Source organism: Thalassospira sp. NFXS8, assembly GCF_040148805.1.
In the GTDB taxonomy this organism is placed as follows: domain Bacteria; phylum Pseudomonadota; class Alphaproteobacteria; order Rhodospirillales; family Thalassospiraceae; genus Thalassospira.
The window spans coordinates 274,016-300,725 of sequence record NZ_JAGEMF010000004.1; the positions used below are offsets into that span (position 1 = coordinate 274,016).

20 protein-coding genes are annotated in these 26,710 nt (G+C 52.3%); 12 read left to right on the forward strand and 8 right to left on the reverse strand.

All coding sequences use genetic code 11. The features are described from left to right. Positions 1-197 precede the first annotated feature (197 nt). The 9 genes from J4E05_RS20140 to J4E05_RS20180 all read left to right on the forward strand — a co-directional run bounded on the left by J4E05_RS20140 (position 198) and on the right by J4E05_RS20180 (position 10,139). Complete coding sequence (locus J4E05_RS20140; protein ID WP_349599391.1) at positions 198-1,538, forward strand: YjiH family protein; 1,341 nt, start codon at positions 198-200, stop codon at positions 1,536-1,538. 319 nt (positions 1,539-1,857) lie between these two features. Further along, positions 1,858-2,316: a MarR family winged helix-turn-helix transcriptional regulator gene (locus tag J4E05_RS20145; protein WP_246833046.1), complete on the forward strand. Its 459-nt coding sequence runs from the start codon at positions 1,858-1,860 to the stop codon at positions 2,314-2,316. After that, the gene (locus J4E05_RS20150; RefSeq protein ID WP_349599395.1) at positions 2,313-3,488 is read left to right on the forward strand and encodes an HlyD family secretion protein; all 1,176 of its coding nucleotides are present in this window, start codon (positions 2,313-2,315) and stop codon (positions 3,486-3,488) included. The genes J4E05_RS20145 and J4E05_RS20150 overlap by 4 nt, the downstream gene beginning before the upstream one ends. Further along, positions 3,485-5,044 (forward strand): DHA2 family efflux MFS transporter permease subunit, encoded by a 1,560-nt coding sequence (locus tag J4E05_RS20155; protein WP_349599398.1) that lies wholly within the window; start codon positions 3,485-3,487, stop codon positions 5,042-5,044. The genes J4E05_RS20150 and J4E05_RS20155 overlap by 4 nt, the downstream gene beginning before the upstream one ends. Positions 5,045-5,636: 592 nt before the next feature. Then, positions 5,637-5,864 (forward strand): hypothetical protein, encoded by a 228-nt coding sequence (locus J4E05_RS20160; protein ID WP_085593970.1) that lies wholly within the window; start codon positions 5,637-5,639, stop codon positions 5,862-5,864. Between the two features lie 165 nt (positions 5,865-6,029). Then, positions 6,030-7,568, forward strand: coding sequence for a DNA-3-methyladenine glycosylase 2 family protein (locus J4E05_RS20165; protein ID WP_349599402.1), 1,539 nt, complete (start codon positions 6,030-6,032; stop codon positions 7,566-7,568). Next, the gene (locus tag J4E05_RS20170; protein WP_349599405.1) at positions 7,543-8,073 is read left to right on the forward strand and encodes a methylated-DNA--[protein]-cysteine S-methyltransferase; all 531 of its coding nucleotides are present in this window, start codon (positions 7,543-7,545) and stop codon (positions 8,071-8,073) included. Before J4E05_RS20165 ends, J4E05_RS20170 begins: the two co-directional genes overlap by 26 nt. Before the next feature lie 86 nt (positions 8,074-8,159). Continuing rightward, a complete protein-coding gene (locus J4E05_RS20175) occupies positions 8,160-8,792 on the forward strand; it encodes a glutathione S-transferase family protein (RefSeq protein ID WP_349599408.1) in 633 nt (210 codons plus the stop codon). 153 nt (positions 8,793-8,945) lie between these two features. Then, complete coding sequence (locus tag J4E05_RS20180) at positions 8,946-10,139, forward strand: hypothetical protein (protein WP_349599410.1); 1,194 nt, start codon at positions 8,946-8,948, stop codon at positions 10,137-10,139. A gap of 120 nt (positions 10,140-10,259) precedes the next feature. On the opposite strand, the gene adhP is transcribed toward J4E05_RS20180, so the two are convergent. After that, complete coding sequence (adhP, locus tag J4E05_RS20185; protein ID WP_349599413.1) at positions 10,260-11,282, reverse strand: alcohol dehydrogenase AdhP; 1,023 nt, start codon at positions 11,280-11,282, stop codon at positions 10,260-10,262. 133 nt (positions 11,283-11,415) lie between these two features. Then, on the reverse strand, positions 11,416-12,375 hold the full coding sequence (locus J4E05_RS20190; protein ID WP_349599415.1) for a LysR family transcriptional regulator: 960 nt from the start codon (positions 12,373-12,375) through the stop codon (positions 11,416-11,418). Positions 12,376-12,528: 153 nt separating this feature from the next. On the opposite strand from J4E05_RS20190, the gene J4E05_RS20195 reads away from it, so the two are divergent. Then, complete coding sequence (locus J4E05_RS20195; RefSeq protein ID WP_349599417.1) at positions 12,529-13,482, forward strand: DMT family transporter; 954 nt, start codon at positions 12,529-12,531, stop codon at positions 13,480-13,482. An 80-nt stretch (positions 13,483-13,562) separates the two neighbouring features. Here J4E05_RS20195 and J4E05_RS20200 read toward each other — a convergent pair whose 3' ends face one another. From J4E05_RS20200 to J4E05_RS20215, 4 genes are all read right to left on the reverse strand, one after another. Next, positions 13,563-14,390 (reverse strand): ferritin-like domain-containing protein, encoded by an 828-nt coding sequence (locus J4E05_RS20200; RefSeq protein ID WP_349599420.1) that lies wholly within the window; start codon positions 14,388-14,390, stop codon positions 13,563-13,565. A gap of 124 nt (positions 14,391-14,514) precedes the next feature. Beyond that, positions 14,515-15,288 carry a response regulator gene (locus J4E05_RS20205; RefSeq protein WP_085594002.1) on the reverse strand — a complete coding sequence of 258 codons (774 nt, stop codon included), beginning with the start codon at positions 15,286-15,288 and terminating at the stop codon, positions 14,515-14,517. A gap of 299 nt (positions 15,289-15,587) precedes the next feature. Next, a complete protein-coding gene (bcp, locus tag J4E05_RS20210) occupies positions 15,588-16,052 on the reverse strand; it encodes a thioredoxin-dependent thiol peroxidase (protein ID WP_349599425.1) in 465 nt (154 codons plus the stop codon). Between the two features lie 67 nt (positions 16,053-16,119). Further along, entirely contained in the window at positions 16,120-19,101 is a 2,982-nt protein-coding gene (locus tag J4E05_RS20215) for a bifunctional [glutamine synthetase] adenylyltransferase/[glutamine synthetase]-adenylyl-L-tyrosine phosphorylase (RefSeq protein WP_349599428.1), read from the reverse strand. Between the two features lie 370 nt (positions 19,102-19,471). Here J4E05_RS20215 and J4E05_RS20220 point away from each other — a divergent pair, with 370 nt between their 5' ends. Further along, on the forward strand, positions 19,472-23,191 hold the full coding sequence (locus J4E05_RS20220; protein ID WP_349599431.1) for a YhdP family protein: 3,720 nt from the start codon (positions 19,472-19,474) through the stop codon (positions 23,189-23,191). A gap of 98 nt (positions 23,192-23,289) precedes the next feature. Here the strand turns inward: J4E05_RS20220 and tyrS are convergent, their stop codons facing one another. After that, complete coding sequence (gene tyrS, locus J4E05_RS20225; RefSeq protein WP_349599434.1) at positions 23,290-24,543, reverse strand: tyrosine--tRNA ligase; 1,254 nt, start codon at positions 24,541-24,543, stop codon at positions 23,290-23,292. A 314-nt stretch (positions 24,544-24,857) separates the two neighbouring features. On the opposite strand from tyrS, the gene J4E05_RS20230 reads away from it, so the two are divergent. Further along, positions 24,858-25,973: an anhydro-N-acetylmuramic acid kinase gene (locus J4E05_RS20230; RefSeq protein ID WP_085593942.1), complete on the forward strand. Its 1,116-nt coding sequence runs from the start codon at positions 24,858-24,860 to the stop codon at positions 25,971-25,973. A 65-nt stretch (positions 25,974-26,038) separates the two neighbouring features. On the opposite strand, the gene J4E05_RS20235 is transcribed toward J4E05_RS20230, so the two are convergent. Continuing rightward, a complete protein-coding gene (locus J4E05_RS20235) occupies positions 26,039-26,677 on the reverse strand; it encodes an alpha/beta hydrolase (RefSeq protein ID WP_349599437.1) in 639 nt (212 codons plus the stop codon). Positions 26,678-26,710: the final 33 nt, after the last annotated feature.

The following is a 26,710-nucleotide window of genomic DNA, read 5'->3' on the forward strand; positions in this document are numbered from 1 at the left end:
TTTGCCTTTATTCCCAAAATGGCAGGTCCGGAGAACACCGGGCGATCTCGTACGCGGATGCCTGGATTACGATGCGAAACAGGGTTGATTGCGGTGGTTTTGAAATTTCCTGTTGCAGATCGCGTTTACATGTATAGACATAATATCATGTCTATACAAAATAGATGTCGATAAACGTAAAATTCGGGGACGCTATTATGTCATCAAGAAACGAACCTGCGTCTGCGCAGGCCAGCACCAAACAGGTATCCGGGCAACCTAATGCGGCCAATATCTGGCGCTTGCTGGGGTTAAGTGCGATTGGCATTTTTATCTTTTTTGTGCCGATCACGCTGGAAGGTAAAACATCGATCCCGCTCGATCATATGGTCGGGTATTTACGCGGTGTTCTGGGGCCGGTTGCCGGGTATTATGCGCTGGCCATGATCTGGGTTGGGGCAGCTTACCCGTTTGTGACCGGGCAGTGGAAAACAAACACCACTGAAATGGTGTTTTCGCTGCTTAAGGTATTAGGTGCGCTTACGGCAGTTCTGGCATTGACCGGGTGGGGGCCGGATGCCTTGCAAAGCAAGGATATGTTGCCGTTCCTGTTTAACAAGCTGGTCATTTCTGTAGGCTTGATTGTGCCAATTGGTGCGGTATTTTTGGCATTGCTGGTCAGTTACGGGCTGCTGGAATTTATTGGCGTGTTTTTACAGCCGGTGATGCGTCCGATTTGGAAAACACCGGGCCGTTCAGCAATTGATGCGGTGGCCTCGTTTGTTGGCAGTTACAGCATTGGCCTTTTGATTACCAACAGGGTTTACAAGGCGGGTCAATATTCGGCCCGTGAAGCCGCAGTTATTGCGACCGGTTTTTCAACCGTGTCGGCAACTTTCATGATCATTGTCGCAAAAACCCTGAACCTGATGGAAATCTGGAATCAGTATTTTTGGCTGACATTGGCAATTACCTTTGTCGTGACGGCGATAACGGTGCGCATTCCGCCATTATCGGGGATGGATGACCATGCCCGCGACCCCGAACCCGAGGTCCCTTCGGGCCAGCGGGTACGCACTGCGTGGCAAAGCGGGCTGGATGTTGCCCATAATGCGCCGGGTTTACTGGAAAATGTGAAGCTGAATTTTCGCGAAGGTCTGTTAATGACCCTTTCGATTTTGCCGTCCATTATGTCGGTCGGCCTGATCGGGTTGTTGCTGGCAAAATACACCCCGGTATTTGACTGGGTTGGTTACATTTTTTATCCGTTCACGGCGATTTTTGGCCTCGATGGAGCTATGGAACTGGCGAAGGCATCGGCAACGGGGCTGGCTGAAATGTTCCTGCCTGCCTTGTTGCTGGGGGATGCAGATATGGTCGTGCGGTTTGCTGCCGGTGTGGTTAGTGTATCAGGCGTTTTGTTTTTTTCTGCATCGATACCCTGCATTCTATCGACTGAAATTCCCATCGGTGTTGGCCGGTTGGTTGTTGTGTGGTTTTTGCGGGTCGCGCTAAGTCTGTTGCTCGCTATACCGGCCGGAATGCTCATTGCCGGATAGTCAAACTTAATACCGGTTTTATACCGTCAGAACGGCCCTGTGGAATCTGCCACGGGGCCGTTTTGCATTATGCACCAATGTGGTTAGGGGCGAGGGCGATGTGCCCTGTTTTTTGCATGTGTGCTATGCATTGAAAAAGTTCAATTAAAAACAATGACTTGCCTTCGGTTTTGTTGGCATCTTTTGATGTGATGCAATTCACACTTGCCATTCTGTACGGCAATTTCATATACATTGCTTACAATATGTATTGCGTATAATAAGCTGGAGCCGGTTTTTGCATTCCTCGCGTGATCCTCAACGAAGCATAGGCTTTTTGGTGAAAGACGTTTCGCGTTTAATGATGCGTCGTTTTAACCGTCGTTCGCGTGATTTGGGCCTGACCCAGTCGCAGTTGCAGGCACTTGCATTTCTTGTCCCGCGCGAGGGTATCAATCAGGCCGCCCTGGCCGAGTTGATGGATATTCAGCCCATTACACTGGCGCGTTTGATTGACCGGCTTGAGGAAGCCGGCCTGGTCGAACGTCGGCGAGACCCGGATGACCGACGGGCAGTTAACCTTTATGTCGGCAAAAATGCGTCTCCGCTTATTGATAGAATGTGGGAGTTTGCCGCCGAAACCCGGCGCGACGCCCTGGCTGGTTTGTCGGCGGAGGACCAGGAAATCATGATTGGTCTTTTGCAAAAAATGCGCGTGAACCTGATTTCCTGCGAACAGGACCAGGCCGACAAAACCCCCGGCGCAACCAAACCTGTTTTAAAAGGCATAGAAGAATGAACGAAAGAGTGGATAATGCCGCCGGTTCAGAAGGCAGTGCAGATGTTGCCGCACCAAAACGTAAACGGCGCTGGTTACGCCCGATCCTGCTGGTCTTAGGGCCGGTAGCCGTGATCGTAGGTGGGGCGTACTGGTATTATTCGGGCGGGCGGTTTATTGAAACCGAAAACGCCTATATTCATGCCGATATGGTGGCGATCAGCCCGCAGGTGAGCGGGCAGGTAGCCGATGTATTGGTGCATGAAAACCAGCAGGTTAAAAAGGGCGATGTGCTGCTGCGCCTCGATCAGGATCCGTTCACCATTGCAGTGGAGCAGGCGCAGGCAAATTTGTCCTCTGTTCGTCAGGACATGAATGCCCTTAAACAGGGTTATGCCGAACAACAGGGCAGCCTGGAACTGGCAAAAATCAAACTGGAATATGCCCAGCGCACCTATGCCCGCCAGTCGCAGCTCAGCAAGAAAAATGTGGTGTCGAAGGCTGCGTTTGATGATTCGCAAAACGCAGTAGCCAGCGCCAAACAGCAAATTGCGCTGGACCGCCAGGCCATGCAAACCACTTTGGCTAAATTAGGTGGGTCGGTGGATACCCCGGTCGAGCAATTACCGCAATATCAGCAGGCCAAAGCCGCCCTGGATCAGGCGGAACTTGACCTGGCCCACACGGTTATTACTGCGCCGTTTGATGGTGTTGTCACCAACAAACCCGAACCGGGTGCATATATTACGCCGGGTAAGGCTGTTGCCAGCCTGATTTCAACCAAATCAATGTGGATTGATGCCAATTTCAAGGAAGTCGACCTGACATATCTTGAAACCGGGCAGGAAGTATCGGTAACGGTGGATGCCTATCCTGACCACGAGTGGAAAGGGGTTGTGCAAAGCGTTTCACCTGCGACCGGGGCGGAATTTTCGGTATTGCCGGCACAGAATGCCACGGGGAACTGGGTAAAGGTTGTGCAGCGCGTTCCTGTTCGTATTGAGCTGGAACTGACCGACAGTCAGCCGATCTTGCGGGCCGGGATGAGCACGGTCGTAGAGGTTGATACCCACCATAAACGTGAAATGCCTGCCTTTGCCCAGACGGCGTTGTCGTGGGTTGGTATTAACCAGGCAGAAGCAGGAACCGGTCATGGTCGCAAAGACAATGGCATCGGAGATGATGCACAATGAGTTCTGCCGCCACCACAGCAACAGGCATGGAAACCACACCGCTTGAACGCGGGTTAACAACGGTTTCCATTATGCTGGCGACCATCATGCAGGCGCTTGATACAACGATTGCCAATGTGGCCTTGCCCCATATGCAAGGCAGCATGTCGGCGACCCAGGACCAGATTTCCTGGGTGCTGACATCCTATATCGTTGCTGCCGCCATCATGACGCCGCCCACCGGGTTTCTGGCCGCAAGGTTTGGCCGGCGCAAGCTGTTTATTTGTTCGGTGGCCGGTTTTACCATTGCTTCCATGTTGTGTGGTGCGGCAACGTCCTTGCCTGAAATTGTCATGTTTCGTCTGCTGCAAGGCGCCTTCGGGGCCGGGCTGGTGCCGCTTTCGCAGGCGGTTCTGCTTGATACCTATCCCAAGGAACAACACGGTTCAGCCATGGCAATGTGGGGCATGGGTGTGATGCTTGGCCCTATTCTGGGTCCGACTTTGGGGGGCTATCTGACCGAATATTATAACTGGCGCTGGGTTTTTTATATCAACCTGCCGGTTGGGTTGATGGCGCTGGGTGGCATTATGGCGTTTGTGCCTGAAACCTCGAAAAAGCCGGGCTTGCCGTTTGACTGGTTTGGTTTTGCCCTTTTAAGCCTGTCGATTGGTGCATTGCAGATGATGCTCGATCGGGGGGAATCCCAGAACTGGTTTTCATCCTTCGAGATTCTGATCGAAATGGTGCTGAGTATTTTATGCATCTATATGTTTCTGGTGCATATGTTTACGGCTAAAAATCCATTTCTGGAGCCCGGCCTGTTTAAAGATCGAAACTTTGCCATTGGCTTGATTTTCATCTTTATTGTGGGTGTGGTGTTGTTGGCAACACTGGCACTTTTGCCCCCGTTCCTGCAAAATCTGATGGGATATCCGGTGGTGACGGCAGGTATCTTGCTGGCACCACGTGGTATCGGATCCATGATCGCGATGATGCTGGTCGGGCGGCTGGTGGGCCGGTTTGATATTCGCTTTTTGATCCTGTTTGGTTTGGGCATGACGGCATTGTCGCTGTATCAAATGTCGTGTTTCACCACCGAGGTCAGCGCAACGACACTTACCATGACCGGGATTATTCAGGGGGTTGGGCTCGGGTTTATTTTTGTGCCCCTTAGCACCATTACCTTTGCCACGCTAAACCCGAAATACCGCACCGAAGGCACGGCGATGTTTAGCCTGATGCGGAATATCGGGTCGAGTATCGGGATTTCGGTGATGACAACGATGCTGACCCAGAACACCCAGGTTGTGCATTCAAGCTTTGCCGCCATGATGACCCCGTTTCGTCATGCCATGCAGGCACCATGGTTGCCTGATGCCTGGGACTGGCAAACAACGGCCGGGGCGGTTGGCTTGAATAACATGATTACAAATCAGGCCAAGACCATTGCCTATCTTGATGATTTTCAGGCGATGATGTGGATTGTTCTGGCAGTTGCACCCTTGTTACTGGTGATGCAGGGACCAAAGAAAAAGCGCTCGGACGAGGAGCAGCATATGGAGGTTATGGATTAGCCTGGCCCTGTCATTATTTACCGTTTTCGTTGTCCATGTTCTTCCCCCCAATCCCCGCATGGACAGCGGAACAAAAGGCGGCGCGAATTTATTCGCGCCGCTTATTTGTTTCTGGCTGTTTTTCTGCTGTGTCGGGTAATTTGGTATTGCTGCCCCGCATTTTATCCCAATCAATTCTTAACCAGAATGCGCTAATATTAAATCTGTTATGAAATCGGATTGATCCCTGATCGTCCGGTCATGTAACGGGTGAAAATTTATCTGTGGCAATCTGCGCGCCTAAAAGAAGAAAAAAGCCGTGCAAGAGCAGGTAAAGGTTGTTAAACGCATACATTATTCTGTTGTAAAATTTCAGCCGGACGCCGCATTTGATGTCATTTTTTCATTAATTTTGACGGAAAACTGAACAATGGCCGGTGACTGGAATTTCTTGCCGTAAAGTTGATGTGCAGACTTTGCCATCTTCCTTCATATCACTGTCATAGTTTTGCCGTGACTTTCGCGCAGAATAACCGGTGTTATCAAAGCCGCGTTTATCGTTGGGCGATAAATGTCAGGTCTTTGTTTCTATATATTACGGAGGTCCTAAAGAATGGCGCGGAAAGCGGACCAGAATGTCGCCATTGGCGACCAGTTCAGGGTTACCAATGCCCATAGTTCGGTTTTTGAGGTTCTTGAAATCCGCGACATCTCGCCGGCACCACATGCCTTGATCGTCAAGATCAGCGAAAGAAGGTCGCCGTCGCTTATTGCTGTTTCTACGTTGCTAAACCCGAACTTCTATCAAAGGGTTTTCACCGAAGAACCGCCAAAGTTCTGATTTTCAGCCTGATATGTGCGGGAAACCGTCATTTCGGTTTTTGATACAGCAAAGGTCGCGCCACAATTTGTCTGGCGGGGCCTTTGTTTTTATGTGGCTGTAATATGTAAATGTCCGAGTCCGAAAGTGGCGAGTATTTATGCGCTGTTCTGTTAAGCTGCAGGCATGGAACAGATCAGCGATGACATTTGTTATACCGCCTTGCTGGCGCGTGATAACCGGTTTGACGGGCGGTTTTATACCGCTGTTAAAACCACCGGCATCTTTTGCCGGCCCATTTGCCCGGCGGTAACGCCCAAGCGGCAAAATGTTACGTTTTTTCCTACGGCCGAAGCCGCCATTGCTCATGGGTTTCGCCCCTGTTTACGCTGCCGCCCCGAGGCCGCACCGGGCAGTGCGGCGGCGGCGGGTGTGCACGCAACCGTGCGCCGCGCCGTGCGCCTGATCGAGGAAGGTGCCCTCACCGAGGGTTCGGTCGAAGATCTTGCCGACCGATTGGGTCTTGGAGCGCGGCATTTACGTCGTATTTTCAAGGATCATACAGGCGTCACGCCGCAAGACCATGCCAAGGCACGACGGTTGCTGCGTGCCCGTCAGCTTATTGTCGATAGTAACATGTCGATGACAGAAATTGCCGATATTGCCGGTTTTGGCAGTTTGCGGCGCTTTAACGATGCCATGAAAACGGCCTATGGGCATGCGCCAACGGCCTTTCGACGCGGCATAAAAGATGGCGCAGACCGTAAAATCACATCAGGAAATGATCATCCAATGCAGCTTCAAAAAGACGATATGGTTTTGCGCCTTAAACCTCGTCAGCCCTTTGATAGCGATTTTTTACTGGGGTTCTTCCGCGCGCGATCCATACCGGGGCTGGAGGCGGTGGGCGATGATTATTACGCGCGCGGTTTTTTGCTGGGCGCGGCACCGGGCCTTATGATTTGCCGATTTTTGCGTAATGGTAGCGTTGAAATTTGTTTGCGCGGCGAAGATCGCGGTAGTTTGCTGGATCTGGGCGGGCGGGTGCGTCGCCTGTTTGATCTTGATGCCGATATGACCGCGATTTGCGCTGTTTTTGCCGACGATCCGTTATTGGCACCACTGGTAAAACGTCGTCCCGGCTTGCGCGTACCCGGCTGTTGGGACCGTTTTGAACTGGCTGTTCGCGCTGTGCTGGGCCAGCAGGTTTCGGTGGCGGCGGCGCGCACATTGGCCGGGCGCATTGTGGTGCAATATGGCCAGGCTTTGCCCGACCATCTGGTGGCAGGTACGGGTATTACGCACTTATTTCCCCAACCCGAAATCTTGCAAGGGCACGATCTGGTTCCCATTGGTCTGACAAAGCGTCGGGCACAAACATTGGGCGATGTGATTGCGTTATTTGCCAACATCAATATGCAGGACCGCAGCGACAACGATATTCTGGCCGATTTGGCGGCGATCAAAGGGATTGGCCCGTGGACCTTGCATTATTTTGCCCTGCGCGGGTTGGGTGACCCGGATGCTTTTCCCGCTGCTGATCTTGGCATTCTTAAAGGGTCGGCGCAGGGCGGTGGCCCGGCCACGGCCAAAGAACTTGAAAAACAGTCATTGCGGTGGCGACCGTGGCGGGCCTATGCCGCGCAATATTTGTGGTCGGCCCTGATTCCCGATGCGGATAGCGAGAACAAGGAAAACGATGATGACCCTGATATCGAAAATTGACGTCGCCCGTTATGACAGCCCGCTTGGCACCCTCAGTCTTGCTTCGGTTCATCAGCGGCTGGTGCATCTTGATTTTGAAGAAAATGACGACCGTCTGCATCTGATTTCATCACGGCGGTTTAAAAATATTGACTGGCGCAACAGCAGCTTTGCCCCGCCATCGGTTCTGGCGTGGCTCGATGCCTATTTTGCCGGGCGGGTGATGCCCCTGCCAATGGAAGATATTGATTTACGCGGCACGGATTTTCAAAAATCAGTCTGGCAGGCGCTGATCGAAATTCCAGCGGGAACCCACGTTTCTTATGGGGGACTGGCGGCAAGCCTTGGCAACCCCAAAGCGGTGCGCGCGGTGGCCCGGGCCAATGCGCTTAACCCGGTTTCCATCATTGTACCCTGCCATCGGGTGATTGGCGCGGATGGCACGTTGACCGGTTATGCCGGGGGCCTTGCGCGCAAAAAATGGCTGCTTGATCACGAGGCAGAAATGGCGCGTCAGCACGCCTGATCCCCAAAACATTCGATTTTTTAAACCCTGTTACCTGCATTGCCCAATGCGGGACCCTATCTTTTGTGCCTGAAACGAGGTTGGTTATGAAGTTATATGATTATGCCGGGTCGCAAAATGCCTGGAAAGTCCGTCAGCTTTGCGCCCATCTGAATATTGATTATGAAACGGTCTGGCTGTCCATTTTTGAGGGCGAAAGTCATACGCCTGATTTTATGTTGAAAAACCCTGCCGGTGCGGTGCCGGTGCTGGAGCTTGATGACGGGCGATGCCTGGCGGAATCACATGCCATTTTGCTTTATCTGGCACAGGGCAGCAAATACCTGCCTGATGATGCTTTTCAAAAAGCCAAAGTCAGCCAGTGGCTGTTTTTTGAAACCGACTATGTCCAGTCAACCATTGCGTGCCTGCGCCATTGGAATTTAACTGGTAAAAATGAACGCAATGCCGCGCAATTACCCCGGCGACGGGAAAGCGCAAAACATGTTCTGGGTTTGCTTGATGCCCATTTGCAGGACCATATGTTTCTGGCCAATGGCAGCTATTCTGTCGCCGACATTGCGGTTTATGCCTATGTTCATCTCGCGCATGAAGCCGGTCTTGAAATGACTTCTTATGGCGCACTTATAGCCTGGATAAACCGGGTTTCTGCCATTGTCGGCCCTGACGTGCCGGTACGGTATTACAGCGAAGACCCGTTTTGCGGGCGCGACTTGTAAGTCGCACGGTAAAAGAAAGGCGGGCTGCAATACAAATCTCCCCCGCATATACCCATGTTTGAGTGCTAAAACAGCATCTCTCTCCCCAGTTTGGACAGGTGTCTTTGGTTCTATTACTGTGCATACTTATCGAAATCGGGTGGGGGAAATTTCTTGATTAAATCGGATCGTAGACCGGGCGGACATATTAAGCATCTGTGGCGCTGGGTGCGGCACAATAAAGGCAGTGCTGTTGCGTGGGCTTGCATCGGCGCTTTGGTCATTTGGGTGCCGGATTGGAAATATCTTTTGCAGTCTGACACAGGGGATGTTCCCCATAAATTTTATGTGGCGGATACCCTGTCCGGGGTGGGTTCGATCGGATCCGGTATAAACTGGGTCGACAATGAACGTATATTTTATTGGGGCTATAATGCCGAAAGAGTTCCTAAAACCCGTGAAGCGCAGAACCAACTCAGTGCCAAGGGAATGGATTTATTCTTGTGGACGATTGATTCGCCTGAGCAGGTCTATCCTGCGGAAAATTGGATGCGGCCCAGCGTTGCTCTTTGTGCCGGGTCTGGAATTATAAGTTATCCAATTAAAAGTAATGAAGATGGTGTTTATTTTTATCAGGGACCTGTCGGGAAAGAAAAAGAAATTGAAATCTTTAAAAGAATGGTTCGTCCTGCAAATGAAAAATATGGATTTAATGCCGCCGCGACATCCTATGCTGACTGTTCTATCGTCGTAAACGAATACAATAAAAAATTAAATCGCCGCTGGAAGCCATTTGCGCCCGGTGAAGGTTTCTTGCTGTTTGGCGATTACGGGGATGATGATCCGCGTAATGCCCGGCTTGATGTGTTGCATCCTGAAAATGGTGAATTAATTCATCTTGATATTTCCGGCAGCGAAGCATGGCATGGTTGTACACGCTATAATCCCTTTTTGAAGGGGCTGATGACGTGGAACTGTATGGGGTACACCATGCATATCAGTCCTGACGATAATTGGAAGAAAACCAATTGCTATGCCATTTGGGCGGTTTGGCCGGATGGCAGAAGTCGCAAATATTGTTTGCCGTTTGGGGAATGGTCAATGCACTCCGCCGATATTAGTCCGGTGATAACGGCAAAAGGAATTTTCTTTTTCTGGTCTGGCGGTCCTGCGAGTTATTTTGCCGGGGACGACGGTATTGCGCATTTGGTGCGGCGCGGTGTTTTTCAGGAACCGGCAGTTTCACCCGATGGCTGCAAGGTCGCAGGTAATTATGCCAAAAGCTGGATTGACGCGCGCTGGATCACTGGGAACGGGGGCCAGCATGCTGCCGTGATTGATTTGTGCGCCGATCCTGGCCAAGATTGATAAGGGTTTAAACGGGGAATGCCGGGAAAGACCCGATGGGTAAGTTGAAGTCGGAAATGCCGCACCGGGGGTGACTCCGGCACGGCATTTTATGTGTGTAGATGGCGTAACCGCGACAGGTCAGATCGTCATAACGATGCGGCCATCAATTTTGCCGCCGCGCATGCGGTCGAAAATGGAATTGATGTTTTCAATCGGTTCGGTGGTGAAATGCGAATGTACTTTGCCGTCGCCCGCAAATTCCAGGGCTTCTTGTAAATCGGCACGGGTGCCGACGATGGAGCCGCGAATGGTTTTGCGCGACAGGACGGTATCAAAAATATCGAGTTCGAACGTTCCCGGCGGCAGGCCACAAAGGGCCATGGTGCCGTGACGGCCCAGCATGCCAACGCCCTGTTTAAAGGCACTGTTAGACACCGCCGTTATCAGCACACCATTGGCACCGCCCATCTGTTTTTGCACTTCGGCAACCACATCGGTTTCGGCGGCGTTCAGCGTCCAGTCCGCACCGAGGTCCTTGGCGAGTTGCAGTTTTTCACTGGTGATGTCAACAGCGATAACTTTCATGCCCATGGCCTTGGCATATTGGACTGCCATGTGGCCCAAACCACCGACACCGGAAATAACCACCGTTTCGCCGGGTTTGCATTCGGTTTCTTTCAGGCCTTTGTAAACCGTGACACCGGCACATAAAACCGGGGCGGCATTGCCAAATTCAAGGGCATCGGGCAAATGGCCGACATAGTTGGGATCGGCCAGAACATATTCGGCAAAACCGCCATTGATAGAATAGCCGGTATTGATTTGCTCGCCGCACAGGGTTTCCCAGCCGGTGATGCAGTGATGGCAATGCCCGCAGGCGGAATATAGCCACGGCACGCCAACACGATCGCCAACCTTGACTGATTTAACGCCCGCGCCGATTTCGGCAACAACACCAACGCCTTCATGACCAGGAATGAAGGGCGGGTTTGGTTTGACCGGCCAGTCGCCTTCAACGGCATGCAAATCGGTGTGGCAAACGCCCGATGCCTCGATTTTAACCAGAATGGTGCCCGGTGTAACTTTGGGCACGGTAACTTCTTCAATCGACAGGGGTTTGCCAAATTCGCGCGCTACGGCGGCTTTCATTGTGGCAGGCATGCTCGTCCCTCCTGATATGGTTATGGGTGGTGACAATCAGATTCTCACAGGACGAAATGATAGCGATTTGCAAATACGTAGCCTTGCGGTACATCAAATATTGCTAATTTAGAGGCGTGCACCGGCATCTGTTTCAGGCGGCATGGGGCACGGCGATGTCGCCATTACGCAACAATTGGCTGACAAATTGATGGAACAACGAACGGGACCGGTCATAAGTCAACACAAGTTCAATATCGGGCAGGGATGGTAAAATATCGGGTAGATGTAACAGCACATGGTCACTGCCAATGGCATTATGGGGCAAAATGCCAATCCCCAGGCCCGCTGATATTGCGCGCCGGATATTGTGATAGGAGGCACTGCGATAGGCATTAAAATAGCCAAGGCCGGATTTTTCAATGGCAGCAATTGCGGCCGCACGGTAGGCGCAACCTTCGGGAAATGTAATGAGTGGAATATCGCCTTCAAGATTTGGCGGAATGGTTTGTGATGCCACCCAGCCAAGGGGCTGCCGATGCAAAATGGTGTCGCTGGAGGTGTCGTGTGTGGCTGCGGCCTTTGTGCCAGGCGTTGTGGCGTGGGCGACCTTTTTATAAATAATGATATCGATCTCGTTCTGGCGGTATTGCTCGCACACTTGCGATGACAGGGCAGATGTAACCTCGACCCGCAAGGACGGATTAATTTCCATGCATCGCCGAACTGCCGTGGCAATGTTGCCTAGCGGAAAATCATCAGGCACACCCAGCCGGATCCGGCCCTGTAATTCGGGCTGGCGAAAGCTGTCTATTGCAGTGGAAAGGCGTGATAGAATTTCCTGGGCCATTGGCAAAAGCCGCCTGCCATCTTCAGTTAAATCCGCCACTTGCCCACGCCGCCGGTCAATGAGCCGACAGCATAAAATTTCTTCCAGTTTTTGCAGGCTTTGAGTGATGGCAGACTGGCTGCGCATCAATTCGGTGCTGGCAACCTGAAAATCCAGCGCTGCGGCAATGCCGACAAAGGTGCGAAGTTGCTCCAGTGTTATCCGTCGGTCGTCAAGATGCCGGACCGGGGCGGACAGGGAACCGGTTGTGGTAATTTCTGTCATGGGAATGACCGTGCGTGGTGTTGTGAAGTTCCAACGAAGCTTGCGTTCAAATTAGTATAACTGATTTGTTAAGGTTTTTAATTAATTTTCCATTTTTAAATTCGTCATGCACAATTTGGGCATCAAAGTCTGTTTTGCAGAAGGAAAACCAAAATGGGACGTATTCTTGTGTTGTTTGCAGGCTTCAGCCTGGTGTGGTCGTCGGCCTTTATTGTCGGCAAGGTAGCAATTGCCGATCTTGACCCGATTGTGCTACTTGCCATTCGTTTTTTGCTTGGTGCGCTGTGTTTACTGCCGTTTGTATTGCGCCGGGGGCAGTTGTTTTTACATATACCCGTCATGCGGTTTGGGGCCATTGCCGGGGTTTTAAACAATGCGTTGTATCTGGGGCTAAGTTTTCTGGCATTGCAAACGGTGCCCGCCCCGGTGCTGGTGGTGATAATTAGTTGTGCGCCATTATTAACCAGTGCTTTTGCCGTGGTATCCGGGCAGGAAACACTTAATGCGCAACGACTGGCAGGTTTTGCCATTTGTGTTGCGGGGGTGGCTTGTGTTGCCATATGGCAGCCGGGGTCGGGTATCAATATGCCTCTGGCGGTAATGTCCGGCATATCGGCGTGGGCAGGTTATGCCATGGCAATTGGCGGGACCGTGGCCTTTGCCTTTGGTACGGTTTATTTGCGGGGGCGCTCGACCGGGGCATCACCGGTGGATGTAAATTTTTGGCAATCGCTGGTCGGCGGGCTGGTATTGATGCCGGTTGCCCTGTTTCGGGCCCCTGAACTGGCACAATGGCAGGCGGCCCTGCATTTGCAAACCCTGATGGCGATTTTATATTTGGCCGTCGTTATCACCTTGGGGGCGATGTTTATGTGGCTGTATCTGATCAAACGGTTCGGGGCCAGCAAGGCCGCCGCCGCCCATTTGATCAACCCGTTATCGGGGTTAATATTAGCCGCTGCCATTTTGGGAAATGACATCGCCGCAATTCAGATTGTCGGGGCTGTGTTGATTGGTTTTGGGTTATATATTGCTGTCTTTCGCACGGCGACCAGGCATAAGCCGGTCGTCAGCAAAGGGGCCGCTTCGTGTAGGGCGACATCCTGATTACGTGGAACGCTTGAGATTTGAGAAACCGCTGCCGGGAGCCGGGCGCCGGCAGCGGTTTTATAAGGTATCGCCACAGTTCAGGCATCGTCCTCGTCCTCTTCGCCTGGTAATTCCAGTACATAATCCTGGTAATAGTCCGGTGGCATGCCCGCATCGTAACGGGCTTCGTCGTTAAAGGGCGGTTTGAGCGGGCCGCGTAGATGTTTGCGTAACAGGCCGTGCCAGGTGGTGTAATAGGGCAGGCCGCGCTTGTCGCACATCATTTCATAATATTTGCGTCCGGCGCTGACATGGGCGACTTCTTCGGCGGCGATCAGTTTTAATATTTCCGCACTTTCCGGGTCGCCATTGGCGATTAATCGTTCGACGGTCGGCGGGGTGGCATCCAGTCCACGGGCCTCAAACACCATGGGCACTACGGCAAGGCGGGCCAGCAGATCGTAGGCGGTTTCCATGCTGCTTTGCCATAATCCGTCATGGGCGGGTAAATCACCGTAGGTCGCGCCCAGTTCCGCGAGCCGGTTATTCAGCATTAAAAAATGTTTGGCTTCGTCGGCGGCAACCTGAACCCAGGCATCGTGAAAATCACGCGGCATGTTTTCATCGGGGAAGCGCACGGCGATATCCCATGCAAGGTCAATGGCATTCAGTTCAATATGGGCCAGAGCGTGCAACAGGCCAATACGCCCCTTTACCCCGCCTTTGCTGCGTTTGGGCATTTTGTTGGGCGGCAATGTTTCGGGTTTGGCCGGTCGTGCGGGGCGGTCGGGCAGGGTGGTGCTGCCAACCTCGGTGATGCTTCCTTCACGCCATTGACGGGCCAGTTCAATACTGAAATGGGCCTTTTGCGTGGGATCAACGGTCAAAAGGGCCTGTTTGGCGGCATCAGCAAGGGTTTGGTACATGGGTTTTATGACAGTCGGCTATGGCAGGAAAGAAAAACGGACCGGTGCTGTGTGGCATGGTCCGTTTTTGGGGGCAAATGGCGTTTTTAAGCGATGCAGGTTGGGTGACCTTACCTTGTGGCCATCAGGTAATGTTGAACCGCGCCAGTGCTTCGGCCAGGTCATCGCCAAATGAACCGCCCTTGCGGATAATCGCGGTGCGAAATGGCAGGTCGCGCAAGGACGGATGATTGGGGGCATCGGATGTTAAAACAGCTGTCGGGATATCGCGGGTTTTGGGCATGGCTTGCAGAGCACTGACCAGATCAACCCCGTCCAGATCATCAATTGTTTTGGCAACAATGATAAAATCGGGGCGGGTGCGAACCGCAAGTTCGATTGCTTCAAACGACGTTTGGGTGGCTGAACTGCGATAGCCACATGCGGCCAGTTCGCGTTCGACAATGGCCGCCATCGAGCGTTGCGGAATGACCAGCAGGGCTTCGACATTGGTTTTGCTTAACCAGGCCGGGTCAATATCAGGCGCGCGTTTTGACGGCAACTCGCGGACAAATTCGGCAGAATCGGTGCTGGCACCTGAAATATCACCATCCAGAATACCTTCGATTTTATCGACAAAGGACTGAATGTCAGCGATTGAATCGTCATTGAGGTCGCGGCAACTGGTGACGTAATCGGCCAGGCGGTGGCTGGTCAGGTTGATCAGCGGGGCATTTACTGATTTGCCCTTGTATCGCAGGTTAAAAACCTCGCGCTGGATCGCGGTTAGCAAAATATCGCGGTTGGGCTGCGAATGGGCATTTTGCAAATGCACGTCAAGGCTGCTGATGATATCGCGGGCTTCATCCTTGAAATCGGCTAACATTTGATCGTCAAGATCAACGACATTTTTGTTCATTAAATGGCCCCGCCATACATGCATTGAAATTTTCTGTCCCGGCCGCCTAAGAGCGGTCGTGCAAACTCCCGATTTATAAATATCATATTATTGCGGGGGACTTGCAAGATGCATACGGCCTTAATGGCAAAGTTTATGAATTTATTCAATGAATTGAAATTAAACAATAATAATGAAAATGCGCTGTTAAGTCGTAAATAATTCTGCAATCCGTGAAGCCCCTGGCGGGGTTACATGAAACCGGCCGCAAAGCAAATGCTTGCGGCCGGCCAGAATATTGGTTGTGAAGTCACGCAGCGTCACAGGGCTTTGACGGCAGCCAGAACTTCGTTCACATGGCCTTTGACTTTCACTTTTTCCCAGATATTGCGAATGACACCTTCGGCGTCAATCACGACGGTGGTGCGCTCTATTCCCATGTATTTTTTGCCATACATGCTTTTTTCTTTCCACACGCCATATTTTTCGCAGGTATCGTTTTCCTCGTCCGATGCCAGCGTGAAATTCAAATCGTGTTTGGCCTTGAATTTATCGTGGCGGGCGACGCTGTCTTTGGAAATGCCAATGATTTGGGCATTAACCGCGGCGAAATCGGGGTGCTGATCGCGAAAATCGCATGATTCTGTGGTGCAGCCCGGCGTCATATCCTTTGGGTAAAAATAAATCACCACTGGTTTTTCACGCAGATCGGATAATTTTACATTGCCGCCACCATCGGTCGGCAGGTCAAAATCCGGGGCGGTATCTCCAACAGCTATGCTCATCTCTGGTCGTCCTTTGTTTTGGGCAGTTTAATCAATGTTGATTATAAGGTAGCAAACGGTAACCGGTTCAGTCTGGTTGTTGAACCGGCCCCAATTTTTCGGCGGGTTCTGTTATCAATCGATCATAAATCTGTTTTACGCCATCTGCCGTATCGCCCAGTTTTTGTTCCAGTTCGGCGAAATCCTCGCACTGGCCGGCACTGGCAAGCATACGGCGCAAATCGGTGCTGGCATTGTCAGGATTAAACCGGCCTTCGGTGGTCAGGCGGATCATGGCTTGTAATGCCAGCCAGAATGACGATGCATTGGCCAGCCATGCGGCTTCTTCTGCGGGTAAAATACCGGCCTTGCCCAGGCGTTTAAATACTTTCCGTGTGGTCGAAGACAGGATTTCAGGATGATCATGGGCATGATTTAATTGCAAATATTGTGCAATAAATTCCAGGTCAACCAATCCGCCGCGGCGTAATTTAACATCCCACGCCTGATCGCTGCCCTTGCTGGCGGCCATGCGGTTGCGCATATCGTAAACATCGCGCAGCAATTTATGCGGGTCGCGCTGTTTACATAAAACGGTACGGGTGCACGCCATGACCTTTTGTTGCAGTTTTTCCGGGCCATATACCGGGCGCAGCCGGGTTAATGCCATATGCTCCCACGTCCAGGCTTCGTTGTTCTGATAGGCATCAAAGCTGTTGAAGTGGCAGGCAAGCGGCCCTTTGCTGCCGCTGGGGCGCAGGCGCAAGTCTGTTTCAAACAGCACGCCTTCGGCTGTGGGGGCGGAAAGGGCGTTAATATAACGCTGGCTAAGCCGGATAAAATAATGCCCCGGCGACAGGGGTTTTTCCCCATCGGATTCATCGTATCCCTCGGGCACGTCATAGACAAAAACCATATCCAGATCGGACCCGGGCGAGAGTTCCTGCCCACCATGTTTGCCAAGGGCGAATACCGCCAGTCCGCCTTCATCAAAGCCGCCATGTTTTTGGGCGAAATCTTTGGCGATGCGTGGAAATAACCCGCGAATGGCCACATCGGCCACATCGGCCAATGCCCGGCCTGCCTGATGCGGCGTATGACGGTTATGAATGGTTTGCACGTCAATGCGAAACTTCTGATCGTTGGCCCATTGTCGTGCAATATCAAGCCACTGTTCCACCATTTCCGCACCGGGCTGGGACAATTGTTCGTTTAACTGGTTCAGCATGGTTTGGGCATCGGGCAATTCATCGTTAAAGCCTGACATCAAAACGTAATCCAGCACGCTGGCATTACGCCCCAGATATTTAGCCATGCGCGGGGCGGTGCCCGCGATTTGAGCCAGCAACCGTAATAGTTCCGGGTTGGCTGTTAGCAGTGAAAACAGCTGTACCCCGGCCGGCAGGCCTTTTAAAAATTCGTCAAAGGCACGAAAGGCCATGTCGGGGTTGGTGGTTTCCGACAGGGATTTAAGCAGGGTGGGCATCAGTTCGGTTAAAATCTCGCGGGCGCGGCGCGACCGGGTGGCGCGATATCGCCCATGGTGCCAGCCCCGTACCGTACTTGAAATCATGCTGGCATTTTCAAAACCCATCTGGCGCAATTGTTCGATGGTTTCGGGGTCGTCTTCGGTGCCGGTAAACACCAGGCTGCCTTCGCTGCCACCCAGCGGGGAATCCTCTTCAAACAGTTCGGCATAATGTGATTCAACCCGGCGCAAATACCCCATCAGGTCGCTTTTGAAGCCATCACTGGTGTCATAGCCCAAAAAGCAGGCCAACGCGGCCAGGCCTTCTTCGGTTTCGGGCAGGGTTTGGGTTTGCTGGTCATGTGTCATTTGCAGGCGATGTTCGACATTGCGCAAAAACTCGTAGGCTTCCAGCAACTCGTCGCGGACCACATCGGATATCTGTTTGAATTCGCATAATTCACGCAGGGCATCACAGGTGCTTCTGCATCGCAAGGATACCTCGCGTCCGCCCCAGATCAATTGCTGGGTCTGGGCAAAAAATTCAATCTCGCGAATGCCGCCACGGCCCAGCTTGATGTTGTGGCCGGGCACATTGACCTTGCTGCCACCTCGAAGCGCATTGATTTGCCGTTTGATCGAATGAATATCCTGGATGGCAAGAAAATCGAGATGTTTACGCCAGACAAACGGGCGCAGGATTTTTAAAAATTCCTGCCCGGCGGCGTAGTCGCCCGCCACAATGCGGGCCTTGATCATCGCGGCCCGTTCCCAGTTTTGCCCTACAGTTTCATAATATGTTTCAGCGGCCAGAGCCGACAGAATGGGCGGGGTGGACGCCGGGTCGGGCCTCAGCCGTAAATCGGTGCGAAAAACATACCCGTCGCCGGTACGTTCTTCCATAATCCGGGTGACATCACGCACCATACGCACCAGAATTTGCTGCATGCGGTCGGGGTCAACCCAGCCGATTTTTTCGCCGTCATAAAGAAAAATCAGGTCGATATCGGACGAATAATTAAGTTCATTGGCGCCAAGTTTACCCATGCCAATGGCATAAATGCCGCATTCGCGCAGCGGGTCATCGGGGTAGGGAATGGCAAGGTTACGTTGCCGTGCTGTTGCCGACAGGCAGTGTGCCAATGTGTAATTCAACGTGGTTTCGGCGGTTTTGCTGATCGCGGCAGTAATTTGCACCAGGTCCCAGCTTTTGCTGATATCGGCCAGGGCAATAACCAGTGCTGCCCGGCGTTTGGCCCGGCGCACACGCATCATCGCTGTTGGCTGGTCGGTCCCTGCCGCGCTGGCGGCTGATTTTACGTCGTCCAATGCTACGTCGAATGCGTGGTCCAAGCCCTTGTCAAAGGCTTCCGCAATCATATCCGGGTCGCGCAGGGCAAGGCTGGTCAGATAGGGGCTGTTGCCAAACAGGGCCGCCAGAACCTGATGCTGATCAGGGTTCTCTGCCATTTGCGCAAACCGTTCGGCCATGCTTTCCCATACCGGTTTGCGCGCAAGATCAAGCCAGCGTTCAAAGCCGGTTTTGCAGCGTTCCGCGTCAAAGGGGGCAGGCAGTGTCTGTTGGGTCCAGGCGAGGGTCACGTTGGGCCTTCCTTTGGTTGAGGGTGCCATCACCCTTTTACGTGGGCGCACGGTATTCTGGCAGCATCTTTTTGATCTTAAATCACACTTTAGTCATAACCTCTCTTGGTGATGACAAAAAGGCCCTGTAAACAACACCTCATGTCAGATCAGTTTTAATTTAGGGTAAAGTCATGGAAACCCTTTGCCTTGTGCTGCGTTAATGGTTTGATTGAAAAAACAGGATGTAAGCAGGTTTGGAGAATACAGGTCGTTGAGGCACGTTAAAAAAATTTCCGGGATTGTGGCATCACTGTTCGCGTTTTGCGTGCTGTTTGCGGGTGTATTCTCCGGTGTGTTAATTTGGCGCTTTTCGCAAGGTCCGGTATCCTTGAACCGCATTGCCCCCTACATTCTGGCAGAGCTTAACAAAAGCTCTGGTGACCTGAAATTTGATGTCGAAGACATGGTTCTGGTCTGGCGGGGGTGGGAAGAAAAATTTGATGTTCGGATGCGTCAGATTTCAGTGCGCCAGGCCAATGGTCGTGAAATGTTGCGCATGCCCGCTGCCGATGTGGTTTTTTCCAGTCGCGCCCTTTTCGACGGTATTTTGGCCCTTCGTGAAGTTGATCTGATTGCGCCACGTATGCGCCTGGTGCGCCATAGTGATGGCAGCTTTGATGTTGGTTTGTCGGGGGACCTGGCCAATGTGTTGCCCGGTGCCGATGCAAATGGCGGCGAAAACAAAGATGCCCAGGGTGCCAATGCAACGACGGCGCGGGTGCCCGACATGCAAACACCGACAACCCCCGATGATACGGCGGTCATGACGGCACCAATACCCGCGACAACGTCAAAGGATGACGAAACATCGTCGCTGACCGGTGCAAATGGTACCGCTAACCCGGCTGGTCAAAATCAGGATGGTGCTGTTGGCGCAGCGGATGCTGTTGGTGATGCCCCGGCCACAACTATGCCCGATGCCGGTAACAGCCCCGCAGCCAACCCTGCCATGACAGATAATGCAGGCAAGGGTGCCGTTGGTGACAGTATCGGGGATAGCACCAAAGTTACCAATGATGACAAGGACGTTGCCAAGTCCGAAGCTGTTGATCAGACAGAACAGGAATTGTTGTCTGGCAGTACATTAATGCGCCGGGTCGTGGCAATTTTATCGGGCGAGGCTGCTGATTTTCCTGCGGCGGCCTATTTTGAAAGTTTTGGCATTTATAAAGCTGACCTGAAGGTTGAGGATCGGCTTTTGGGTGTTGTGTGGTCGGCCCCTGATGCAGATATTCGCTTGGCGCGGAGTGCGAACGGTATAGATGCCGATATGAAAATGTCGATCGGGGCTGGCGATATGACTGCCGACCTTTCGGCAACGGCCAGTTATTCCACTCATGATGAACGCATTGCCGTCAAGGCGCATATTGGCAATGTGATCCCGGCCTCGCTGTCGACAATTTCGTCGGACTTTATCGGAATGGACCGGTTTGATTTGCCGGTGTCCGGCGATTTTGATGCTGATCTGGGGGCAGATGGCAGTGTGTTAAATGTTGTTGCCCGGCTTGATGTTGGCAAAGGGCGTGTTCAGTTACCGACGCCTTTAAACGCTGTGTACGATATAGACGGTGGCAAGGCGACGATCAGCTATGTTCCGGGCAAGCTGGCCTTTCGCGATGTTCAGTTAAAAACAGGTGAAAGCGGCCTTGAAGGTAATGCCAATATTGATCATCCGCTTGGCAATTGGGCCGTGCAGTTGAAAGCAGCAGTAACAAATGTTGCGACCAATGACCTTGGTACCCTGTGGCCGGAAACATTGGGTGACAATCCGCGCGAATGGGTGATTAAAAACCTGTCAGGTGGCGGCGTTCATCGTGCGCAAATTGATCTTGCCATGCACCGGGGGGAAAACGGCGACGCCGCGATTGACCACATGGCCGGTGACATGACCATGTTTGATATTGATGTGCAATATTTACCCGGAATGCCAAAGGTGGAAAAAGCCGCCGGTCATGCTGAATTTAACGCCAACAGTTTTAGCATCTTTGTTGATAGCGGTGCGGCTAGCGGCATCGAAGTGGACAGCTCCAAGCTGGTTTTTTCCAAACTTGATACCGATAACGAATTTGCCAATATAGAATTTGTGGTGCATGGCGGTGTGCGCGACGCCATGAATCTGATCGATCATCCGCCGCTTGGCTTTGCCAAAAAACTGGGGATTGACCCCAAACAGCTTTCGGGCAGCCAGGCCACGCGTGTTCAACTGTCCTTTCCATTATTGTCTGATTTGTCTTTTGATGATGTTGACGTTGCCGCAGCTGCGCGTATCGAAAAGGCAAAGGTAAGTAATGCTTTTCGCGATCTGGACCTGTCAGAGGGCAGCTTTGAATTACAGGTTAACACCAAGGGGTTGGAATTAACGGGTGATGCCCGAATGGGGCAGGGTCATAACACCATCAACTGGGTTGAAAGTTTTGACGATAAAACCCCTCTGACCAGCCATTATCAATTGGGCGGGACGTTTGATCTGGCGGTATTGAACGATATCGGCGTTGACGTGTCGTCTTTCCTGCATGGAACGGCGACCGGTGATGTTGAAATAAAGGTGATTCGGGCCGGAAACGTGGAGGTTTCGGGCAAAACCGACCTTACCAATAGCGTTATTGATCTAGCCGAGGCCAATTACCACAAGGATGCGCAGCAACCCTCGAAGCTGGCATTTGATGTGGTGTTTAAGGATGACGGTGGCGGTGTTGTTCGCAAGATTGATTTGACTGCACCCGACGCGGCAATTTTGGCCAGCGGGCGATGGCGCGGTGATAACAAGCTGGACGACAAGGCCTATTTCGAGTTGGCAAACGGGCATTTTCGCGAAAATAGCGGCCTTTCTGGCACCCTGGTTGTGAAAGATAACGGTGTTTTGCAGGTTGATGTGACTGGCGAGCAGGTTGATTTGCGCCCGTTCCTGTCCGAAAACGGCACGGCAAAAGATATGGGAGCGTCCGTAAGTGGCGGGCAGGATGCGGGGACTGCTGGCTCTGCATCATCAGCCGATAAACCCGAATTCTCGATTATAAACATTAATCTGACAGCCAAAAGGTTTTACGCCAAAGGCGATAACCCGGTGGTTGAAAATGGCAAGATCACATATCGCCGCCGCAATCAGGATTCTGAAATTGAAGTGGTCGCTGATAAATTTGATGCACGCCCATGGATTATTTCGACGTCGTCAACATCGGCAGATAACGGTAATGGCCGCAATGCCAACAGCGCCGAAACAGCGCCGCAAGGCCCGGCAAGTGGCGGGATTGGTGAAGAAACATCGCGTCGCGGTGGCAAAAAGGAAATTTTCCTCGATTTTGGTGAGTTGCTGGCGGCCCGTGATCAGGTGGTAAAGGGGCTTAAGGGCTCTATCCATGTTGAAGGGGACGAATGGCGATCTATTGTTCTGAATGGCAAGCTGGATGGTACAGCGGATCTATTTGCCCATGTCGAACCGGTTGACGGTGGCAAGCGCAAGGTCCAGTTGACATCGGATGATGCCGGACGGTTCCTGGCGGCTATCGACCTGTATGGCGATTTGCGTGGTGGCAAACTGAATGTTCAGGGGATGGTGGATGACCATAAATATTCGCAACCCTTTACAGGTAGCGCCCATATCGAAAATTTCCGGATTGTGAATGCGCCATTAGGTGCGCGGGTGCTTAATGCGGCATCGCTGCTGGGACTTGTTGATTCCTTGCAGGGAAAAGGCATTATTTTTGATGCCATGGACGGTGATTTTACCTACGCCAATGACGTTTTAACCCTGTCAAAGGTGGCCGCAAACGGTGCCGCCATCGGGGTTACCGCAAATGGCAGTATTGATCTGGCAACCGATGAAATTCGGCTGGCGGGGTCTATCGTGCCGTTTTATGCGCTCAATTCGGTACTGGGTAAAATACCGTTGATCGGTGACTTGCTGGTTGGTGAAGAAGGCGGCGGCGTATTTGCCCCGACTTATACGGTTGAAGGGGCGGTGGAAAACCCCGATATTTCGGTTAATCCGCTTTCGACCATTGTTCCTGGTGTCTTTCGTAACCTGATTACCGGGGCCAAACCGGGGTAACAGGTGTTGTATATCGGCATTGGCATACAGGTATGAAAAAAAACGCCCCGGCAACCATTATGCCGGGGCGTTTTTAAAATTACGGTGACGAGGGTTGCTTAAACCGGGCGGATCAAAACGTGGCGTTTTTTACCTGCCGAAAGTTTGATAACCCCGGTGCTGTCAATTGCAGCGGCAGTAATAACCTGGTTTTCGTCATCGACTTTTTCGTCGTTGATTTTGGCACCGCCACCTTTCACCAGGCGACGGGCTTCACCGCCTGTTTTTGCCAGGTCGGCACGACGGAACAAATCAAATGCCGGAATGCCATCATCAAGATCGGCGCGGGCGATTTCCACCGTCGGCAGGCTATCGGCCAAAACACCTTCTTCAAAGGTTTTGCGTGCGGTTTCTGCTGCTGTATGGGCGGCTTCTTCGCCACGACACAATTTCACTGCTTCAAACGCCAGAATCTTTTTGGCGTCATTAATGGCCGCCCCTTCAAATTTGGCATATTCCGCGATCTGTTCCATTGGCAGTTCGGTGAACAGCTTCATGAATTTGATGACATCGGCGTCTTCGGTGTTGCGCCAGAACTGGTAGTAATCATAGGCTGACAAGCGTTCTTCGTTCAGCCAGATCGCGCCTGATGCAGTTTTGCCCATTTTGCCACCCGATGCGGTGGTGATCAGCGGCGTTGTCAGGCCAAACAGGGCGGCATCGTCAACACGGCGGCCCAGTTCAACACCGTTAACGATGTTACCCCACTGGTCTGATCCGCCCATTTGCAAAACGCAGCCATATTTGCGCGCCAGTTCGACAAAGTCGTAAGCCTGCAAAATCATGTAGTTGAATTCAAGAAAGCTTAGCGACTGTTCGCGTTCAAGACGGATCTTGACGGAATCAAAGCTCAGCATGCGATTGACCGAAAAATGACGGCCAAAATCGCGCAGGAAGCTGATGTAATTGATGCTGTCAAGCCAGTCGGCATTGTTGACCATGATGGCGTCGGTCGGACCATCGCCAAACGTCAGGAATTTTTCAAAAATCTTGCGAATGCCAGCCATGTTGCCAGCGATGATGTCATCGGTCAGAACCGGTCGGGCATCATCGCGGCCGGTGGGGTCGCCAATGCGGGTGGTGCCGCCGCCCATCAGAACAATGGGTTTATGGCCACATTTTTGCAGCCAGCGCAGCATCATGATCGAAACCAGCGACCCGACATGCAGGCTGTCTGCGGTGCAATCATAACCCACATAGCACACCACCTTTTTTTCTGACGCATAGGCATCAAGGCCTTCGTTATCAGTGCATTGGTGGATGTAACCGCGTTCGTTCATGACGCGGAGAAAATCAGACTTCATTTCAGTCATTGTTTTTGCGCTATGTTATGTTGTGATTGTCAAATGCGAAGCAGTTGGCGTTCGTGCCACTCTGCGGGCGATGATTTAGCACAAAATCGGCAAAAACAGCAACCATCGCGCACGGATACATTTGTCGGGTTCGTTTGCCATGCGACTGGGCGAAATTTACGGCGCGTTTTAAAGGGGCACGGGGCTGGTTATCGGATGTTAAACAGTTTGCATGAACAATGCAGGCTCGCCGTATAAAGGCGGGGAAATTTCGGTTTCAGATTGGGTGACAACCTGAAACATGATGCGTGAGATCTGCACGGCGGAGGCAACCGATGCAAAATAAGTGGTACCGGGCAATTGGCATGATGAGCGGAACATCGCTGGATGCTGTTGATGCCGCGATTATTGAAACTGACGGGGTCGAAGTCCGTCGAACCGGGCATTTTGTTTCTGTTCCCTATGAACCGCAATTGCGCGAGAAAATACGGGGCCTTTTTGGCAACCGTTCTGCCACGAACAGTGAACATGTTGTCGCCGATGACTTAACCAAGCTTCACGCTGATGCCGTGATAGCATTGCTGGCGCAGTCCGGCATGGTTGCTGCCGATATTGATGTGATCGGTTTTCACGGGCAGACCGTTTTTCACGAACCGGCAAGTGGAATTACCCGCCAGATCGGAACGCCTTATTTGCTGGCAGAGCTTACAAACATTCCCGTTGTTGCCGATTTTCGCCTGGCTGACGTTGCCCAAGGGGGGCAGGGCGCGCCTTTGGCCCCGGTTTATCATGCGGCCCTGATCAAAAGTGCCGGAATTGATGCGCCAGTGGCGGTGCTTAATATCGGCGGTGTTTCAAATGTGACATGGATTGGCCCGAACGAAGACCTTATTGCATTTGATTGCGGGCCGGGAAATGCCCGGATCGATGACTGGATGCTGCATCATACCGGCAACCCGTTTGATCAGGATGGGGCAACGGCATTATCGGGCCAGGTTGACGCGTTCGTGGCGATGACATTTCTGCAAGATGCCTATTTTGACCGCGTTCCGCCTAAATCACTGGATCGTGAAGATATGGCCGCGACGATGAACAGCCTGATTGCCGAAGCCGGGCTGACATTGGCGGATGGGGCCGCGACTTTATCGCAATGTACCGTTTCTGCCATTGTGGCGGCGGTTAACCATTTGCCGGTGGCGCCTTTGCAATGGTTTATATGTGGTGGTGGGCGTCATAACCGTTTTGTTATGGCAAAACTGGCTGAGAATCTTGGTGTTGCCGTCCGGTCAGTTGACGAACTGGACTGGGATGGCGATGCTGTAGAGGCCGAATGTTTCGGGTATCTTGCCGTGCGTCATCTGGAGAACCTGCCGCTTAGTTTTCCGGGCACCACCGGGGTTGGCGCGCCGTGCCCGGGCGGGCGTTTGTACCAAACAAAAAAGGCCGCCTGAATTTTCCAGGCAGCCCTTTTATATTTCATCGGTTTTGGCTGTTACCAAAAACCTGCAGGTGCGTTTTAGGCGCCGCGTTTGTCAAGATAGGAAGATGTCTGGCGAACCACTTCTTCCTGCTGTTTGGCAAAATAGTGGTCAGCACCTTCGATCAGGCACATGCTGACTTCGATACCTTTTTGGGAATTCAGCTTGTCGCCCAGTTTGGTAACCGAATTAAGCGGCACATTTTCATCACGAGTCCCGTGAATGATAAGGCCTGACGACGGGCAAGGGGCCAAAAAGGTGAAGTCATAATCGCTGGCCGGGGCCGCAATCGAAATAAAGCCGTCAATTTCCGGACGGCGCATCAAAAGCTGCATTCCGATCCAGGCGCCAAACGAATACCCCGCCACCCAGGTCGAGCGCGAGTTGGTATTATAGGTTTGCATCCAGTCAAGGGCGGATGCCGCATCGGACAGTTCGCCAATACCGTGATCATACACGCCCTGCGACCGGCCAACGCCGCGAAAGTTGAACCGCATCACGGAATAACCGCGATCCTTGAACATATTGAACAGGTTAAAGCACAGCTTATTGTTCATTGTTCCACCCTGTTGCGGGTGTGGATGAAGAATAAGGGCGATGGGCGAATTGTCAGCACCGTTATGGTGGTAGCGCCCGTCAAGGCGCCCTTCGGGGCCGTTAAAAATGACCTCAGGCATGGATCAGACAGCTCCTGTCCGCAAATGGGTGTG

What these genes read in the sequence shown, in the direction of transcription:
- J4E05_RS20160 (WP_085593970.1), top strand. Translation starts at nt 5,637, where the DNA reads ATGGCGCGGAAAGCGGACCAGAATGTCGCCATTGGCGACCAGTTCAGG.
- adhP (WP_349599413.1), bottom strand. Translation starts at nt 11,282, where the DNA reads ATGCCTGCCACAATGAAAGCCGCCGTAGCGCGCGAATTTGGCAAACCC.
- J4E05_RS20195 (WP_349599417.1), top strand. Translation starts at nt 12,529, where the DNA reads ATGGGACGTATTCTTGTGTTGTTTGCAGGCTTCAGCCTGGTGTGGTCG.
- bcp (WP_349599425.1), bottom strand. Translation starts at nt 16,052, where the DNA reads ATGAGCATAGCTGTTGGAGATACCGCCCCGGATTTTGACCTGCCGACC.
- J4E05_RS20205 (WP_085594002.1), bottom strand. Translation starts at nt 15,288, where the DNA reads ATGAACAAAAATGTCGTTGATCTTGACGATCAAATGTTAGCCGATTTC.
- tyrS (WP_349599434.1), bottom strand. Translation starts at nt 24,543, where the DNA reads ATGACTGAAATGAAGTCTGATTTTCTCCGCGTCATGAACGAACGCGGT.
- J4E05_RS20150 (WP_349599395.1), top strand. Translation starts at nt 2,313, where the DNA reads ATGAACGAAAGAGTGGATAATGCCGCCGGTTCAGAAGGCAGTGCAGAT.
- J4E05_RS20170 (WP_349599405.1), top strand. Translation starts at nt 7,543, where the DNA reads ATGATGACCCTGATATCGAAAATTGACGTCGCCCGTTATGACAGCCCG.
- J4E05_RS20235 (WP_349599437.1), bottom strand. Translation starts at nt 26,677, where the DNA reads ATGCCTGAGGTCATTTTTAACGGCCCCGAAGGGCGCCTTGACGGGCGC.
- J4E05_RS20140 (WP_349599391.1), top strand. Translation starts at nt 198, where the DNA reads ATGTCATCAAGAAACGAACCTGCGTCTGCGCAGGCCAGCACCAAACAG.
- J4E05_RS20200 (WP_349599420.1), bottom strand. Translation starts at nt 14,390, where the DNA reads ATGTACCAAACCCTTGCTGATGCCGCCAAACAGGCCCTTTTGACCGTT.
- J4E05_RS20230 (WP_085593942.1), top strand. Translation starts at nt 24,858, where the DNA reads ATGCAAAATAAGTGGTACCGGGCAATTGGCATGATGAGCGGAACATCG.
- J4E05_RS20165 (WP_349599402.1), top strand. Translation starts at nt 6,030, where the DNA reads ATGGAACAGATCAGCGATGACATTTGTTATACCGCCTTGCTGGCGCGT.
- J4E05_RS20175 (WP_349599408.1), top strand. Translation starts at nt 8,160, where the DNA reads ATGAAGTTATATGATTATGCCGGGTCGCAAAATGCCTGGAAAGTCCGT.
- J4E05_RS20155 (WP_349599398.1), top strand. Translation starts at nt 3,485, where the DNA reads ATGAGTTCTGCCGCCACCACAGCAACAGGCATGGAAACCACACCGCTT.
- J4E05_RS20190 (WP_349599415.1), bottom strand. Translation starts at nt 12,375, where the DNA reads ATGACAGAAATTACCACAACCGGTTCCCTGTCCGCCCCGGTCCGGCAT.